We start from the raw sequence: 14,561 nt of genomic DNA, 5'->3' as shown, positions 1-14,561 counted from the left end.
ACACGCGTGCCTTGCTTCCGCTGCTGCGTCGTGACGGCCTTGCGGGCAAGGACATCGCCCGCCTCTACCGCACCTTCAATGCCGCGGCCCTGCCCTTCGCGGAGGCAGCCCGACAGGTGGAGGAGGACACCGAATGACCCACCGCAGTCGCCTCCGGGAGGCCACCATCGTCGCGCCCACCGCACAGAACCAGGCGGCCCTCGAGGCCGACCTGCGTGCGTTCATCGGGGCCAGGCTTCACCTGGACGACGAGGAGCTGACACGCCAGTGCGAACAGGCGATACGCAACTACGACCCGTGCATCTCCTGCGCCGCCCACTTCCTCACCCTCAGCGTGGACCGGGGCTGACGTGGCCGCCGACCGTACCGCGCTCGTCGGCGTCGGCAACGAGTACCGTCACGACGACGACGGCGCCGCCGCCGCTGTGCTGGCGGAACTGATCGGTGGCGGGATCGAGGTCGACCGCGTCGCGCTCTGCGACGGTGAACCCACCCCGCTGATCGAACTCTGGATGGGGGCTGATCTCGCCGTCGTGTTCGACGCGGTCCACGGTCACCTCGGGGAGCCGGGCCGGATCCACCAGGTCGCCGTGGGTCCCGGCCTGCTGGATACCCCTCCGGACGAGGCCGGAGGGGCCGGCACCCATGGCCTGGGGCTCGGCCATGCCGTCGCCCTGGCCTCTGCGCTCGGGCGCCTTCCTGCCGTACTGCTGATCATCGCGGTGGAAGGCGCCGAGTTCACCGTCGGCCAGGGCCTTACCCCGGCCGTCGCAGACGCCGTCCCGCGCGCCGCCCTACTGGCCCGGGAGAAGCTCGCCGCCCACCGGGCCTCCCGAGAGGGAGGAGCCTGACGCGCCGGCCTAAGCACGGCCGGTCCGGGTCCACAGCACGGTCCAGGGGGCCTGCCGTCGTGCGCCGGCCCGCCTCCTCCCCGGGCCGACCGGTTCGTCGCGCAGCGAGGACGGGTACGTGGTGCCCCTGGCCTCCCTTCGTGTCGAGGGGCACAGCGACGACACGGTTTTCGTCACGACCTCTAATCGGTCCGCTTCCCTGCGGCGTGCCGACGTTCGCGCCATCGCCGGGCGATCCGTGTCCTGAGGTTGAAGACAGCCTGGGCGGCGGACTCGGCCGCCGAGCCCCGGGGCGGGAGCAGTCCGAGCTGCCGGGCCCATTCCGCACCGTCGAAAGCGATCCGGTCGTGCCGGACCCGGCCGGAGTCGATGTCCATGAAGTCGATGCCGCGGATGTCGAAGGCGCGGCCGTTGGGTTCGAACCCCTGGAACCTCTCGCCGTTGAACGTGCCCGTGATCCGCCACGCGACGGCTGCGCACCGCGCGTCCCCGGTGACGGCCTCCACGGTCATGTCGAAGTCCGGCAGCGCGCCGCGCAGCTCGGCGAAGAAGCCCCGCGCGGCCAGCCGGCCGTGCCGTTCTCCGAAGGGGAGGATGTCGAAGGCGACATCCTCGTGGACGAGTTCGGCGAACCGGTCGAGATCACCGGCGTTGAGAGCGGCGGCCGCGATCCGGGCGACGTCGACCGGGGCCGTTTGCGACGTGTATGTACTCATTTGCTCCTCCTGGTGCGGCAGGCGGCGAAGGGTGTCCGTGCACCCTTGCAAGGGTTGCCGGGCAAGCCCGGGGCAGCGAACGGGACAGGGCCGACGTTGCCGCTGCTCGGCGGGGGATACGGTCCGGAGCTCCGGCCCGCTGCACGTCGCGGTTCCGACGGCATCAGGGGCGCGTGTGGTCCGCCGCGCCGCGGACCACCACGACGGGGCAGGGCGAGTGCTGCACGCAGTACTGGCCCACGGACCCCAGCAGGGCGCCTTCGAAGCCGCCGATGCCACGATGGCCGACGACGAGCAGCGAAGCCTGTTCCCCGGCAGCGGCCAGGAGTACCCAGGCCGGTGTGCCCTCCCCGACTCTGAGCCGGATGTGCACGGGCGGCTGGGAACCGGCGGCCTTCTCAACGGTCTCGGCCAGGATCGTCCGCGCCCGCTTGGCCAAGTCCGCTTCCTCGCCCACCGGTACCGCGCTGCCCCACCCGGAGAACGGCGGCTCCCAGGCCATCACCGCCTCCACCACGCTGTCGGTCAGCTCGGCCTGCCGAACGGCCCAGCGCAGAGCTTTCCTGGACTGTTCGGAGCCGTCCACCCCAACGACGATCTTGCCTCCGAGGGTCGCTTCCTCGACCATGGCTCCGTCCTTTCGATCAAATCGACTGCGGCTCGCGCACGTGGCGGGGCCGCTTCCTGTGCGGGCGCACCGAGCGCCGCGACGGCATCGGAGTCGTGCCCGCGCTCTAGCAGCATCGTTCTTCCGTTCCGGGTTCGCGCACGGACCAGTGGTTCCACCCGGACGCCCCGTTCGGTGCGTCGCCGCCGACACGGCCTGCCGTGTACGCCGACCACCACCACCACCGGCGGTGCGGCGGCCCCGGTCGTCCGGCATCGGTGAGGTCACGATCCGACGGTGGGCCGCTGGTCGCTCAGGTCGAGGATCTCGTCGACCTGACGTCGCGGGGTGGCGGGTCCGGGCGGGCCGTAGCCGAGGCGCAGGACCAACTGGACGTGCCCTGGGCCCTCGGCCGGGTCGCGGAGGCCCCAGCGGGTGTCCGGCCACTCGACGGCCTGGTGCAGGACCGACAGCCGCACGCCGTGGGCTGTCGCCAGCAGCCACACCCGCTCCATGGCCTGGCCCGCGCGCAGCCAGTCCGCGGGCAGGTCGCCGTGGGTGGTGAGCGTGGCCAGCTGGGGCAGGGCCTCGAAACGCTGGGAGGCCTCGGTGGGCGACGGCCGACCGGTGAAGTTCCGCATGGGCACGCGGGCGTCGTGGTCCTGCGAGCCCAGCGCGAACTCCGGGATGCCGTCCACGGACGGCTCCTCCAACCGCAGCCAGGCGCGGGTCTCGGCCATCCGGGCGAGGTCCGTCCCGGTGCGCCGTTCGGCGTCGTGCGTCAGGGCCAGGACCCGGCGGACCCCCGCCTCCTCCAGCAGGGACAGGGCCGCGCCTTCGTCAAGGGCCGCGGTGAGGAGATCGCCGAAGAGTGCCTCGGGGATGTCGCGGTTTGTGTACGGCCGGCGGCTCGAATGGCGTTGCGCGACCGCCTCGAAGAGGTCCCTTCCGAAGGGGGGCGACGCGGGGGCGGGCCGGGAGAGGCGGACGGTGGCCGCCAGGCCGGGGTCGTCGTCCTCGGGGAGCAGTCTGACCTCCGGGTCGCGGCCGAGTCGCAGGGCGGCGACCCGGAGGTTGAACAGGGCCGCGCCCACCGAGATGTGGAGCGCCCGGCCGTCCGGGTCGGTGAGTGGCACGGCCCGCGACGGGTCGGTGTACACCCGCATGCCGAGTGAGTCGGGTGCGGGGCGCAGGCGCCAGGGCTGGCTGTTGTGGAGGGAGGGCGCCGCGCCGGCGGCTGCTGCGAGGAAGCGCAGTTGCTCGGTGGTGAGGGCTTGCTCGCTCATGGTGGACCGCTCCTTGTCCCAGGGGTCGGCGCTCCGCCGCGTGACCCGGAGGCTGAGTCCGGAGCAGCGGGCGCCGGGGAGACAGCGCTTTCCGGATCCGCAGGTCCTCCGCGCTTCCTCTCCGGCCGTACCTCCATCGTGCTGCGGGTTCGTTGCTCCGGCATGGGCCGACCGGCCCCACGGGTGCGGCGGTCGGGCCTTTCACAGGCCCTTCGCACCGTGTCGGCGCGGACCACGACGACCGGGCACCGTGTGTGCCGCACGCAGTGCTGGCGACGGAGCCGAGCACTGCGCCGGCGAATCCGCCGTGCCCGCGGCCGCCCACCGTCCATCCCCACCACGATCCTGGGTGTCGCCGAAGGGTCCCGGTCCATGGCGTACCTCGCTCACCGACCGTACCGATGCGACATCGGGTGGCCGATGCCTTGTGGGACGGGCCTGCCGGGAGCACGGCATCCCGTCGGCTCCACTCTCCGCCGTCCGTGAGCCTCGTGCACAGGGCCGGTCGGGTCCTCGCGGACCTCCGGCCCCGGAGGGAGCGTGCTGCTCGTGGTCCTGTTCGTGCCGGCGATCGGCGGCGGGGCCGACGACCCGAACGGCTCCCGGGCCGTGCGGTGCTGTGATCGCCACCGTATGTTCACAACACGTTATGAGTGAACACTCAGTGTCACTCGCTCGCATTCCCAGAGACGGGCATATCGATGAAGCGCACGCGCGGGCTGGTCGGAGCCGCCCTGTTCCTGATGGCGGGGCTGCTCCAGGGGGCGTCCTCGGCCACCGCCGTCCCCGCCGCGGCCAGGGCCACCGAAGCCGGCCCGGCACGGATCCTCAGCGAGTCGGGCCGTGAGGCCGACAAGGAGATCTGCCTGCGGGCGGACAGCGCAGGCGACCGGGTCCTCGTCGATGCCTGCGGCCAGGGGGATCCCGCCCAGGACCTGTGGAACGCAACCCCGACCGAGGACGGCTTCTACCTGCTGGAGAACGTCCACCGCAAGAACCAGGGCAAGCCCCCCTGCCTGCGGATGGGTGCGACGACCGCCTCCGTGGTCTTCGGCAACTGCCACAGCAACGGCACCGACGGCTACGACTCCAAACGCAGGTGGGGGCTCACCTACACCCACAAGGGAACCGGCCAACTGCGACTCTCGTACACGGAGCAGGTGCGCGCGGGTGTGTGCCTCGCCGTCACCGCACAGGCACAGGCGTCGAACAGCGACTGCGCCTCGACCCCGGCGAGCCGTCTGAACTGGACCTCCTCCCTGTGGCCCGGCTACCCGCAGCGCCCCTTCCTCGGCGACACCACGGCCCTTCTCCTGGCCACCCACTTCACCGGCGAGAAGCCGGCGGCCCCCGACCCGGTGAAGAAGGCCGTGTTCGGAGACTCCTATCCTTCCCTGCGGGACTACCTGCGCACCGTCTCCGGTGGTCGGGTCCGCCTGGCGGGCGATTTCCTCCAGGACATCGACCTCGGTCCCCGTCCCGCCGTGTGCCCGGACGCCGGGCAGGTGGTCGAGCGCGCCCGATCGGCAGCGAGGAACGCCGGCTACCGCCCCGAGGCTTACGACCGCATCCTCGTCGACATGTCCGCTTCCAAGTGCGACTGGGCCGGCATGGGCCAGATGCCGGGCAACTGGATCGTCACCAACGGCAGCGGCTGGAAGACCTGGGCCTGGACCCACGAACTCGGCCACAACCTCGGCTTCCAGCACTCCCACGCGCTCAAGGGCTGCGCCGCCTCCGACAACGTGGTCACCATCGGCGCACAGTGCAAGGACGTCATCTTCAACGAGCCCACCGACACCATGGGCGGCGGCGGCATGAACCCCTACCCCGCGAACTACCGCCAGTACGCCGGATGGCTCGGTCCGGACCAGGTGCAGGAGATCGACGCCGACGGGACCTACCGCCTCGGCGCCCTGGGCGACGCGAGCTCTCCCCAGGAACTCCGCATTCCGCGCGGCGACGGCACCTACCTGTCCGTCGAGTACCGACAGCGGCTGAGCCCCTACGACAGCTTCACCGACGACTCCCCGTTCTTCCACGGCGTCGTCGTCCGGATCATCAGTGTCAAGGGGACTGTCACCAACACCCTGATCGACACCCGCCCCGAGACCGACAGCTCCTCCGATGCCGCACTCACCGTCGGACGCACCCTGCGCGACGAGCAGGCCCACGTCGCCGTCCGTCTCGCGGCCCTGGACCCGAGCGGTGCCCAGGTGGCGGTCGAGAGCAGCCGGCGGAGCTGACGAGTCCTGGGCGGTGGCGGTCACGAGTGGCGACGGTGGTCGGCGGCGATGCGGCGGGCGTGGGCGACGCTCTCCGCTGCCGCGCGCTCGGTCAGGCCCAGAGTGTGGGTGAGGTGGTGGGCAGGCCAGCCGTGGCGGGCGAGGAGGACCGCGAGCTGGTGGTGGCCGGCCGGTTCGGCCGTGTGAGGTCGTGTGCTCCGGGCCGCTGCGCCGGGGGGCGGGGTGCGGCGGCGCACGAGGGCGCGGCGCAGTTCGTCCGCGCCCCAGACGATCAGGGGGAAGGGGGCGACGAGGGCCAGCTGGGCCGGGGTGAGGGCGGCGGTGCCGAAGACCCGGTGCAGCGGGGGCAGGTAGACGATCGCGGCGGCGAAGACGAGGGAGAAGGCGATGCCGCCCAGCAGGTGGGGGTTGCTGAAGGGGCCGAGCGCACGGAGCGGGGCGCGTTCGGTGCGGGCGGCGAAGGCGGTGCAGATCTGGCAGGCGACGATGCCCAACCAGGTGACGGTGGTGGCCTGCTGGTACGTCGAGTGCAGTGCGCTGCCCGCGCCTGTGGCGTCTCCGGGGTGCCAGCCGCCGGCGGTGAGGGTGAGGAAGTAGCCGGTCAGGACGAGTGCGCCGGAGATGAGGCCGAGGAAGCCCCAGGCACGGGCGAGCATCGCGGGCCGGATGATGTGTTCGCCGCGCGGTCGGGGCGGACGGTCCATCAGGCCCGGTTCGGCACGTTCCCGGCCGAGGGCGAGAGCGGGGAGGGTGTCGGTGCCCAGGTCGACGGCGAGGATCTGCATCACTGTCAGGGGCAGCGGGATCGCGCCGCCGGCCAGGGCGAAGACGAGGAAGGGGACGACCTCGGGGACGGCGTGGGCGAAGATGTAGACGATGAACTTGCGGATGTTGTCGTAGGTGCGGCGGCCGGCCTCCACCGCCGCGACGATGGTGGCGAAGTTGTCGTCGGTCAGCACCATCGTCGCGGCTTCCCGGGCGACGTCGGTGCCGGAGCGGCCCATCGCGACGCCTATGTCCGCGCGGCGGAGGGCGGGCGCGTCGTTGACGCCGTCGCCGGCCATCGCGACGGTGTGGCCCTCCGCGCGCAGGGCGTCGGCGATCCGGAGCTTCGCCTCGGGCGAGGTGAGGGCGAAGATCACTTCCTCGCCGCGGGCGAGCAGCGCGTCCAGGCTCTCGTCGCCCGTGGTGTCCAGTTCGGTGCCGGTGACGATGCGCATGCCCCGGTGGCCGATGCCGACCTGCTCGGCCACGGCGGCCGCCGTGAGGCCGTTGTCGCCGGTGACCACGTGGACGGTGATGCCCGCGGCGTGGGCCCGGCGGATGGCGTCGGCGACCTCTGGGCGGGGCGGGTCGGCCATGGCGACCAGGCCGAGCAGGCACAGGTGCTGCTCGGCCTCCTCCCGGTGGGAGGGTGGCGGCCGGCCGGGCTGCGGGACGCTCCGGGCGATGGCCAGGACCCGCAGCCCGCGAGCTCGCCGACCGCCCGGACCACTACGGTGCGGTCGGCGCCGGTGAGCGGGCGTTCGCTCTCCTGATCGAGCACGCGGTCCGCGTGTCGCAGGACCTCCTCCGGAGCGCCCTTGGTGTGCAGGGCGAGGCCGTCGTCGCAGTGGTCGGCGGTCGTCATCAGCCGGATGCGCGGGTCGAAACGGAACAGGGCGCGGCGCTCCTGGTCACGCCGGGCGGCGGGGAGCGGCACACCGGCCCGGGCGGCCAGGTCGAGCAGCGCGAGCTCGGTCGGATCACCGTGGCCGGTGGCGGGGTCGGCAGTGGTGCACCGGGCGGCGGCCCGGGCGACCGGTCGGACGTCGGCGGCCGGCTGCGGGCCGTCGGCGGCGGTCTCTCCGGAGAGCGTCCAGACGGCCGTCACCCGCATCCGGTTCTCGGTCAGCGTGCCGGTCTTGTCCGTGCAGATCACGGTGGTCGAGCCCAGGGTCTCCACTGCGGAGAGCCGCTTCACCACGGCGCCGGCCCGGGCCAGGGCGCGTACCCCGGCGGCGAGGGCGAGCGTGATGGTGGGCAGCAGCCCCTCCGGGACGTTGGCGACCAGCAGACCGATGGCGAAGCTCACGGCGGCTGCCAGGGAGAGACCGGCGGCGAGGCCGAGCGGCAGGAAAGCCAGGCCGATCCCGACCGCGATCACGGTGATCAGCCGGGCGGCGCGTTTGACCTGCTGCTCCAGTGGGCTCGGTTCCGGGTGGGTGCGTTCGCTGAGCGCCGCGATCCGGCCCAGTTCGGTGTGCATGCCGGTCGCGGTCACCACGGCGACCGCCTGGCCGCCCGTGCAGGAGGTGCCGGAGAAGAGCAGTTCCCGGGCGTCCACCAGCGGTCCTGTCACGTCCACGTACTCCGCGGACCGGACGGTGGGGACCGACTCGCCGGTGAGTGCGGACAGGTCGACCTCGACCGTGCCGGACAGGAGCCGGGCGTCGGCCGAGATCCGGTCGCCCTCCTCGACCGCCAGCACGTCACCCGGGACCAGGTCGGTGGCCGCCACCTTCCGGCGGGCGCCGTCGCGGACCACGGTGGCGGGCTCGGGCAGGAAGGCGGCCAGAGCCTCGACCGCCCGCTCGGCCTGCTGTTCCTGGGCGAAGGCCAGCATGGCGTTGAGCACGATCACCGCGACGATCGCCATCGCCAGCGCGGGTGCCCCGCTGACCACCGCGAGCACGGCGGCGAGCGCCAGCAGCAGAGCCAGCGGGTGGGTGAACTGCTGGGCGAGCTCGCGGGGCCAGCGTCGCCCGCCGCGCCGGGCCAGGGTGTTGGGCCCGTAGACCGTCTGCCGCCGGGCCGCTTCGCGTTCGCTCAGTCCCTGGGGCGAGCTGCGCAGCGCCCGTAGCAGCAGACCGATCGGCTCACGGGGGTCGGGGGCCGTCCACGGGCACGGTCGGCCGTTCGCCGGTGCTGGTCATGACATTTCCTGTCGTTGGTGCCGCCCTCTGCACGCTACGGAGACCGCCGGGCCTCGGGGAGGGCCGAGCGGAGCGGTCTGGTGGAGGCGTAGGGTGCGGGAACGCTCCTTGCGGGGCACGGTTCGAGCTCAGGGCGGGAACGACGTCGGTGTGCCGAGGCCCTCGGCCTCGGCCACATGGTGCTTGACGGTGGCGAAGCTGTCCGGGGTGACGGAGATGGAGTCGATCCCGGCCCGGACCAGGAAACGGGTGAAGGCCGGGTCGTTGCTGGGGCGTTGGCCGCAGAGGCCGACCGGGCGGCCGGGCGGCCGGCGGAGTGGGCCGTGGCGATCAGGTGCTCGATGGAGCGGGTGACGGCGTGGTTGCTCTCGTCGAAGAGATGGGTGAGCAGGTCGGAGTCGCGGTCGACGCCGAGGGTGAGGTCGTTGCTGCCGATGGAGAAGCCGTCGAAGCGCTCGGCGAACTGCTCGGCGAGGACGACGTTGGCCGGGATCTCGGCCATCACGTAGACCCGCAGCTCGTTGTCCCCGCGGGACAGGCCGTTGGCTGCCATCTCGGCGAGCACCCGGTCACCCTCCTCCGGGTGCGGCAGAACGGGATCATCGCGACCACGTTGGTGAGGCCGAGCTCGTCGCGGACCTTCAGGAGTGCTCGGCACTCCAGGGCGAAGCCCTCGCGGTAGCGCTCGTCGTAGTAGCGGCTCGCACCGCGCCACCCGATCATGGGGTTGGCCTCGACCGGTTCGAACGGCCGGCCTCCGACGAGACGGGCGTACTCGTTCGTCTTGAAGTCGCTCGTCCGGACGATCACGGGGTCGGGCCAGCGGGAGGCGGCGAGTCGGGCCACGCCGGAGGCGAGACGGTCGACGAAGCAGTCCGTGCGGTCGGCGTACCCTTCGGTGAGGGCGTCGACCTGGCGGCGCTCGTCGGCGGACAGGCGTTCCGGGTGGACCAGGGCCATCGGGTGGACCCGGACCTGGTGCGCCACCACGAACTCGGTGCGGGCCAACCCGACACCATCGGCCGGGAGTTGCCACCAGCGGAAGGCGGCGTCCGGGTCGGCCAGGTTGAGCATGACGCGGGTCCGGGTCTTCGGCAGGTCGGACAGATCGGTGTCGGTGGTCTCGTAGGGCACCTGTCCGGAGTACACGTGCCCCTCGGCACCCTCGGCGCAGGAGACGGTCACCTCCTGGCGGTCGGCCAGCAGGTCGGTGGCTGGGCCGGTGCCGACCACGGCGGGCACGCCGAGTTCGCGGCTGACGATCGCGGCGTGGGAGGTGCGCCCGCCGTGGTCGGTCACGATGGCGGAGGCCCGCATCATCAGCGGCTCCCAGTCGGGGTCGGTGATCTTCGTGACCAGGACGGCCCCGGCAGGGAACCGGTCGAGCTCCACCGGGCTCGCCAGCGCGCAGACCGGTCCGGCGCCCACGGCCTCGCCGACCGCGACCCCGTCCACCAGCCGCTCGCCCCGCCCGGTGAGGCGGTAGCTGCGCAACACGGCCGTGCGGCGGCGGGATTGGACGGTCTCCGGCCGTGCCTGGACCAAGTAGAGCTCGCCGGTACGGCCGTCCTTCGCCCACTCGATGTCCATGGGGCAGCCGTAGTGCTGCTCGACGGCCACCGCCCAACGGGCGAGCGCGCAGATCTCGCCGGGGTCGAGCACCCGGGCGGCCCGCTCCTCGGGAGTGGTGTCGACCACCTCGGTCAGGCCGGTGGGGGAGTACACCGCCTTGCGGCGCTTGGCGCCCACCGCCGCGCGCAGCACCGGGGTCAGCCGGGGGTCGCCCAGCGCGGGCTTGAAGACCACGTACTCGTCCGGGTCGACCTGTCCGCCGACCACGGTCTCGCCCAGGTCCCAGGTGGCACTGGATCGCACCGCCACGTCCGGATCGGTACGGCCGACGCTCCCGGCCAGCCGGTGGTAGGCATCGGTGAGCTCGCGTTCGAGCGCAGGCGGTAGCGCAGCGGCCAGGACGGCGGCGTGGATGGTGGTACCGGTCTCGGAGAGACGGGCGCCGCCGTGCAGCCGGTCCAGCTGCTGCCGGACCAGTTCGCGCAGACCGTCGGTGTCGAGGAACTCACGGTACGCGTCGGCGGTGGTGGCGAAGCCGTCCGGCACGCGCACCCCGGCTGCGCCGAGGCGGGTGCGGAGCTCGCCGAGGGAGGCGTTCTTGCCGCCGACCAGGCTCACGTCGGAGCGGCCGAGTTCGGCGAACCGCAGGACACGTCGCATCTCGGGACTCCTCACGCTCGGTACGGCAGTGGGCGGCCGGACGGGGTCCGCAGGTCGAGAGGCGGGCGGGGCTGCGGGCGACTGGTCTGCCTGGAGATCCGGATGCGCTTCACGGTGGCCACCTCCTGGGTGAGGACTTCCACGTTCCCGCCGGGTCCCGCCGGGTTCCCAGAGCCTGCTGTCCCTCGTCGGGGGCCCGACCGGGACCGGGAGGGGGTGGGCCGAACGGCCCAGGGGTGTGGGGCGGGTGGGGTCGGAGCGGGCGGGGGAGGCCGACGCTCGCCCCGAGCCGGGGTGCCGCCAGGGCGATGAGGAGCACGGTCGGCCGCTGTGCCTTCAACGGGCCCGGGGCCCGGTGTAGTTTCGGTTCCTGGTGTGCGTTCGCGGGCGCTACTGGACGTCGCGCTCCGTTCGGCGGACCGGGACCCCTGACGGTCCGAGTCCTTCGGACAGGGGAGGAGAAGGTGAGGTGTCAGGTTCATGATAGATCCGGTCGACCCGGCCGTCCCGCGGCCTCGGTGGATGGCTCGCCCCGATGCGGTCCTGCGTGGGGAGGAGGTCGGTGCCGGACCTACCTACCTCCTGCTCCATGCCGGTGGCGAACGCCGCAAGGTGTGGGCGCCGGTCAGCGAGGTCCTCGTCGGGGCCGGCTTCCGCTGCGTCGCCTACGACCAGCGCGGCCACGGCGAGAGCGACGGCCGTCCTCGGGCGCTGCCCCCGTGCGCGGAGGACATCGCCGCGATGCTCCGCGCCGAGCCTCCGGGCTGCGTGGTCGTCGGTGCCTCGCTCGGCGGGCTCGCTGCTGTCGCCGCGCTCGCCGATCCGGCGACGCGGGCACGGGTGGCAGGACTGGTGCTGGTCGATGTCGTCCCCTGCCTCGACCCCGACCGGGTCCGCCGTTTCCTCGCCGCAGGCGGCCTCACCGGCGCCTACGCCCCGCTCGTCGAGGACATCCTCGGCCAGGTCCCGCGGCTCCGGCGGATCACCGCGGAACTCGACCTCCCCGTCCTGCTCGTCCACGGTGACACCGGCTCCTCGGTCACCGCCGAGGACATCGACCAGCTGCTGCGCCTGGCTCCGCGCACCACCGTCCGGTCCGTCCGGGGCGCGGGACACCTCATCGCCCGCGAGCGGCCTGCGGCCCTGGCCCGGACCGTCGTCGCCGTCACCACGGAGTGGCACGCTCCGCAGTGATGCCGGCTCGTGGGCCGGAGCGGCGCCCGCGCGTCAGCCCCGTCGGAGACCACTGTGCGCCGGGGGCCGCGTCCGTCGTCGGCGGCCGGCCCTCGACGTGACCGTCGCGGCGCCGTGGCAGCCGTTCGCCTCCCGGGCACGCGCCGCAGGCTTCGTCACCGCCAACGCCGTCCCGATGCGCCTGCGGGGGCGGGTGATCGGCGCGCTGGGGCTCTTCCGGAGCGAACCGGGCCGGCTGCGCCCGGAGGATGTCCTCCTCGCCCAGGCGCTGGCCGACGTGGCCACCGTCGCCATCCTCCAGCAGCGCACCCTCGCCGACAGTGAGACCGAGCGCGCCCAGCTCCAGTACGCGCTGACCAGCCGCATCGTCATCGAACAGGTCAAGGGCATCCTGGCCGAACGCTGGAGGGTGCCGCTCGACGACGCCTTCGCCGCGCTCCGTTCGTACACGCGTGCCAACCGGCTCCAGCTGGCCGCGCTCGCCCGCGACATCGCCGACGCCGCCTTCGACACCCGCCGCATTCCCCGCCCCCAGCCGGCCGACGCCCGAGGCGGTCCGGCCGGGGCGCGGTGCGGGCGGACGTCGGCGACAGCGGCCGGTGCGGTCAGTTCTGGGACGGGCCGGCGTCTTGTCACCGCTCCAGCAGGGGGCGCAACTGGCGGCGGGAGGTGATGCCGAGTTTGAGGTAGATGTGTCCGAGATGGTATTCGACGGTTTTGGTGCTGACGCACAGTTGGCGGGCGATCTCCCGATTGGTGTTTCCGGCGGCGGTGAGGCGCGCGATGGTCATCTCCCGTTCCGTCAGCTGGCCGATGGTGTCGGCGGGGCCGAGGGGAGCGGTGTCCAGAGCCGCGCCGCAGGCGACGAGATCGTCGGCCACCCGGCGGGCGAAAGGTTCGGCTCCCAGCGCCTGGTACTGCTGGTGGGCGGTCCGCAGCAGTGGCGCGGCGGCACGCCGCTCGCGGATCTCCAGCAGCAGCCGGGCGTAGACATGAAGAAGGCGGGTGTGGTGCAGGGCGATCCGGTCGACGGGGGCGGGGGCGGCCAGGCCGGTGCGGAGGAGGTCGAGGGCGGCGTCGGTGTTGCCGCCGAGCGTGGTGTGCCGCGCGGTCAGCCAGGTCGACGCGTCGCGCAGGCACGGCACCTCGTCAGCCAGCTTCCGTAGACCCTCCAGGAACGCGGGTGCGCCTTCGGCGCGGGTTTCGACCAGGGCTTCGGCCTCCAGCGGCCGCCACAGCAATTGCCAGGTGCGGCGTACCGAGCCGGGGGCGGCGGACAGGTCGGCCAGGGCGGCGGCCATCGCCGGGTGGTCGGCCTCCGCCTGGCCGGCGGTGGCGCGCGCGATCAGCGGGTAGAGCGTGGTGGCCCCGCCGGCCGCCCTCTCGCAGGCCCGCAGGTGCCGTTCGGCGTCGTCACGCGCACCACGGCCCGCGAGGATCATGGCCGCCACGGCGTGGGCGAGGACCAGGGCCGGGTGGCGTTCCTGTGCCCCGGTGAGGGTGAGCGCCTCCTGGGTACTGGCCATCCCCGCGTCCCACGCGCCGGTGAGGTACTGGAACAGGCCGCGGTAGGCGTAGCCGGAGGCGGCGGTGTCGGTGAGTACCGTTCCGGGTTCCCGTTCGACCAGGGCGGTGAGGTCCGTGATCCCGGCGGTGAGTTCACCGGCCAGTCCGCGCAGTGTGCCGCGGGGGGCGAGCAGGGGGCTGTCGGGAAGGGGGACGTCCTGGGCATCGGAGGGCAGCCCGAGGTCGCCCAGGGCGGACAGTCCTGCCAGCGGGCCGTCGCTGTGGGCGAGTGCGAGGGCGAACAGCGAGCGCAGCGCTCGAGCGAGCTGGACATCGGGCAACGGGAGGTTGAGCGCGCGCAGCAGTACCGGCAGCGCCTCGTCGGTGCGGTTCCACAGCAGGTAGTGGCCGCTCAGCCAGAGGGCCGCGAGCAGCCGGGTGTGGTCGTCGTCGGCGGTGGCGACCGCCTCGGTGAGGAAGCGTTCGGCGTTCTGGGGCTCTCCTCGGGCGGTGGCCATCGCGCCGAGCAGTGCCTGGCGCAGTGGTGACGGCCGGCAGCCGAGGACGGCCTGGCGCAGCGTCAGCGCGCGGGCGGTGCGTGCGGCGATGACCAGGACGACCGCGGCTTCGGTCAGGCGGTGCTCCCGGCGCTCGCGGTCCTCCGAGAGGTCGGCGGCCCACAGAAGCAGGGTCGCGGCACGGTCGGGCTGCTCGCGGTTGCGTTCCGCCTCGCGTTCCAACCGAGTGGCGAGGTCCTCGTTGACCCGGTCGCTGGAGGCGACCCGGTGCAGCCACGCGCTGTGCTCGTCCACCAGCGGTGTTGCCGCGGCGTGGAGTGCGAAGCGGCGTGCGGGGTCGAGCGCGTGGTACACGGCGTCGCGCTGCAGGGCGTGGCGCATTCGGACCGGTGTGGACGGTTCGTTGGGCCACCACTGGACCAGGCCGCTGTGCAGGGCCGGCCCGAGGACCGTGGCCGGGTCGGTCAGACCGGCGACCTGACCGGCCAGC

Annotated in this window: 13 protein-coding genes and 2 pseudogenes; 6 read left to right on the top strand and 9 right to left on the bottom strand. The window is 73.1% G+C overall.

The genetic code is table 11. From position 1 onward, the window contains the following. The first annotated feature begins 11 nt into the window (after nt 1-11). The 3 genes from OG715_RS01225 to OG715_RS01215 are packed head-to-tail and all read left to right on the top strand — an operon-like array spanning nt 12 to nt 851. Complete coding sequence (locus OG715_RS01225) at nt 12-137, top strand: hypothetical protein (protein WP_327063613.1); 126 nt, start codon at nt 12-14, stop codon at nt 135-137. Next, a complete protein-coding gene (locus tag OG715_RS01220) occupies nt 134-349 on the top strand; it encodes a hypothetical protein (RefSeq protein ID WP_327063612.1) in 216 nt (71 codons plus the stop codon). Before OG715_RS01225 ends, OG715_RS01220 begins: the two co-directional genes overlap by 4 nt. A 1-nt stretch (nt 350) precedes the next feature. After that, entirely contained in the window at nt 351-851 is a 501-nt protein-coding gene (locus OG715_RS01215; RefSeq protein ID WP_327063611.1) for a hydrogenase maturation protease, read from the top strand. A 182-nt stretch (nt 852-1,033) separates the two neighbouring features. On the opposite strand, the gene OG715_RS01210 is transcribed toward OG715_RS01215, so the two are convergent. The 3 genes from OG715_RS01210 to OG715_RS01200 form a co-directional block, all read right to left on the bottom strand. Continuing rightward, nucleotides 1,034-1,567 carry an ester cyclase gene (locus OG715_RS01210; protein WP_327063610.1) on the bottom strand — a complete coding sequence of 178 codons (534 nt, stop codon included), beginning with the start codon at nt 1,565-1,567 and terminating at the stop codon, nt 1,034-1,036. A 163-nt stretch (nt 1,568-1,730) separates the two neighbouring features. After that, a complete protein-coding gene (locus OG715_RS01205) occupies nt 1,731-2,195 on the bottom strand; it encodes a universal stress protein (RefSeq protein WP_327063609.1) in 465 nt (154 codons plus the stop codon). A 263-nt stretch (nt 2,196-2,458) separates the two neighbouring features. Then, entirely contained in the window at nt 2,459-3,460 is a 1,002-nt protein-coding gene (locus OG715_RS01200) for an Acg family FMN-binding oxidoreductase (RefSeq protein WP_327063608.1), read from the bottom strand. A gap of 701 nt (nt 3,461-4,161) precedes the next feature. On the opposite strand from OG715_RS01200, the gene OG715_RS01195 reads away from it, so the two are divergent. Further along, nucleotides 4,162-5,706, top strand: coding sequence for a hypothetical protein (locus tag OG715_RS01195; RefSeq protein WP_327063607.1), 1,545 nt, complete (start codon nt 4,162-4,164; stop codon nt 5,704-5,706). A gap of 20 nt (nt 5,707-5,726) precedes the next feature. On the opposite strand, the gene OG715_RS01190 is transcribed toward OG715_RS01195, so the two are convergent. The 5 genes and pseudogenes from OG715_RS01190 to OG715_RS01170 form a co-directional block, all read right to left on the bottom strand. Then, the gene (locus OG715_RS01190; protein ID WP_327063606.1) at nt 5,727-7,067 is read right to left on the bottom strand and encodes a cation-translocating P-type ATPase; all 1,341 of its coding nucleotides are present in this window, start codon (nt 7,065-7,067) and stop codon (nt 5,727-5,729) included. Between the two features lie 245 nt (nt 7,068-7,312). Continuing rightward, a pseudogene (locus OG715_RS01185) lies at nt 7,313-8,518 on the bottom strand (HAD-IC family P-type ATPase); the annotation flags it as partial. Between the two features lie 231 nt (nt 8,519-8,749). Further along, nucleotides 8,750-8,863 carry a hypothetical protein gene (locus OG715_RS01180; protein WP_327064200.1) on the bottom strand — a complete coding sequence of 38 codons (114 nt, stop codon included), beginning with the start codon at nt 8,861-8,863 and terminating at the stop codon, nt 8,750-8,752. Nucleotides 8,864-8,991: 128 nt separating this feature from the next. After that, a pseudogene (locus OG715_RS01175) lies at nt 8,992-9,123 on the bottom strand (putative PEP-binding protein); the annotation flags it as partial. Further along, nucleotides 9,123-10,853 (bottom strand): PEP/pyruvate-binding domain-containing protein, encoded by a 1,731-nt coding sequence (locus OG715_RS01170; protein WP_327063605.1) that lies wholly within the window; start codon nt 10,851-10,853, stop codon nt 9,123-9,125. The pseudogene OG715_RS01175 and the gene OG715_RS01170, both read right to left, overlap by 1 nt. A 522-nt stretch (nt 10,854-11,375) precedes the next feature. Here OG715_RS01170 and OG715_RS01165 point away from each other — a divergent pair. Both OG715_RS01165 and OG715_RS01160 read left to right on the top strand, forming a co-directional pair. After that, complete coding sequence (locus tag OG715_RS01165; protein WP_327063604.1) at nt 11,376-12,047, top strand: alpha/beta fold hydrolase; 672 nt, start codon at nt 11,376-11,378, stop codon at nt 12,045-12,047. Then, complete coding sequence (locus OG715_RS01160; RefSeq protein ID WP_327064199.1) at nt 11,989-12,720, top strand: GAF and ANTAR domain-containing protein; 732 nt, start codon at nt 11,989-11,991, stop codon at nt 12,718-12,720. The genes OG715_RS01165 and OG715_RS01160 overlap by 59 nt, the downstream gene beginning before the upstream one ends. On the opposite strand, the gene OG715_RS01155 is transcribed toward OG715_RS01160, so the two are convergent. Further along, nucleotides 12,680-14,452 (bottom strand): helix-turn-helix transcriptional regulator, encoded by a 1,773-nt coding sequence (locus OG715_RS01155; RefSeq protein WP_327063603.1) that lies wholly within the window; start codon nt 14,450-14,452, stop codon nt 12,680-12,682. The two genes, OG715_RS01160 and OG715_RS01155, sit on opposite strands and share 41 nt — an antisense overlap. Nucleotides 14,453-14,561: the final 109 nt, after the last annotated feature.

Origin of the sequence: Kitasatospora purpeofusca (assembly GCF_036010405.1) — a bacterium.
In the GTDB taxonomy this organism is placed as follows: Bacteria; Actinomycetota; Actinomycetes; order Streptomycetales; family Streptomycetaceae; genus Kitasatospora; species Kitasatospora purpeofusca.
Note: the sequence above shows the minus strand (reverse complement) of the source record. Positions and strands in the feature narration are given on the sequence as shown.

Bases quoted from the DNA above. Each gene is read 5' to 3' on its own strand.
- OG715_RS01170 (WP_327063605.1), bottom strand. From the start codon at position 10,853: ATGCGACGTGTCCTGCGGTTCGCCGAACTCGGCCGCTCCGACGTGAGC.
- OG715_RS01210 (WP_327063610.1), bottom strand. From the start codon at position 1,567: ATGAGTACATACACGTCGCAAACGGCCCCGGTCGACGTCGCCCGGATC.
- OG715_RS01190 (WP_327063606.1), bottom strand. From the start codon at position 7,067: ATGGCCGACCCGCCCCGCCCAGAGGTCGCCGACGCCATCCGCCGGGCC.
- OG715_RS01165 (WP_327063604.1), top strand. From the start codon at position 11,376: ATGGCTCGCCCCGATGCGGTCCTGCGTGGGGAGGAGGTCGGTGCCGGA.
- OG715_RS01195 (WP_327063607.1), top strand. From the start codon at position 4,162: ATGAAGCGCACGCGCGGGCTGGTCGGAGCCGCCCTGTTCCTGATGGCG.
- OG715_RS01155 (WP_327063603.1), bottom strand. From the start codon at position 14,452: ATGCGCCACGCCCTGCAGCGCGACGCCGTGTACCACGCGCTCGACCCC.
- OG715_RS01205 (WP_327063609.1), bottom strand. From the start codon at position 2,195: ATGGTCGAGGAAGCGACCCTCGGAGGCAAGATCGTCGTTGGGGTGGAC.
- OG715_RS01220 (WP_327063612.1), top strand. From the start codon at position 134: ATGACCCACCGCAGTCGCCTCCGGGAGGCCACCATCGTCGCGCCCACC.
- OG715_RS01200 (WP_327063608.1), bottom strand. From the start codon at position 3,460: ATGAGCGAGCAAGCCCTCACCACCGAGCAACTGCGCTTCCTCGCAGCA.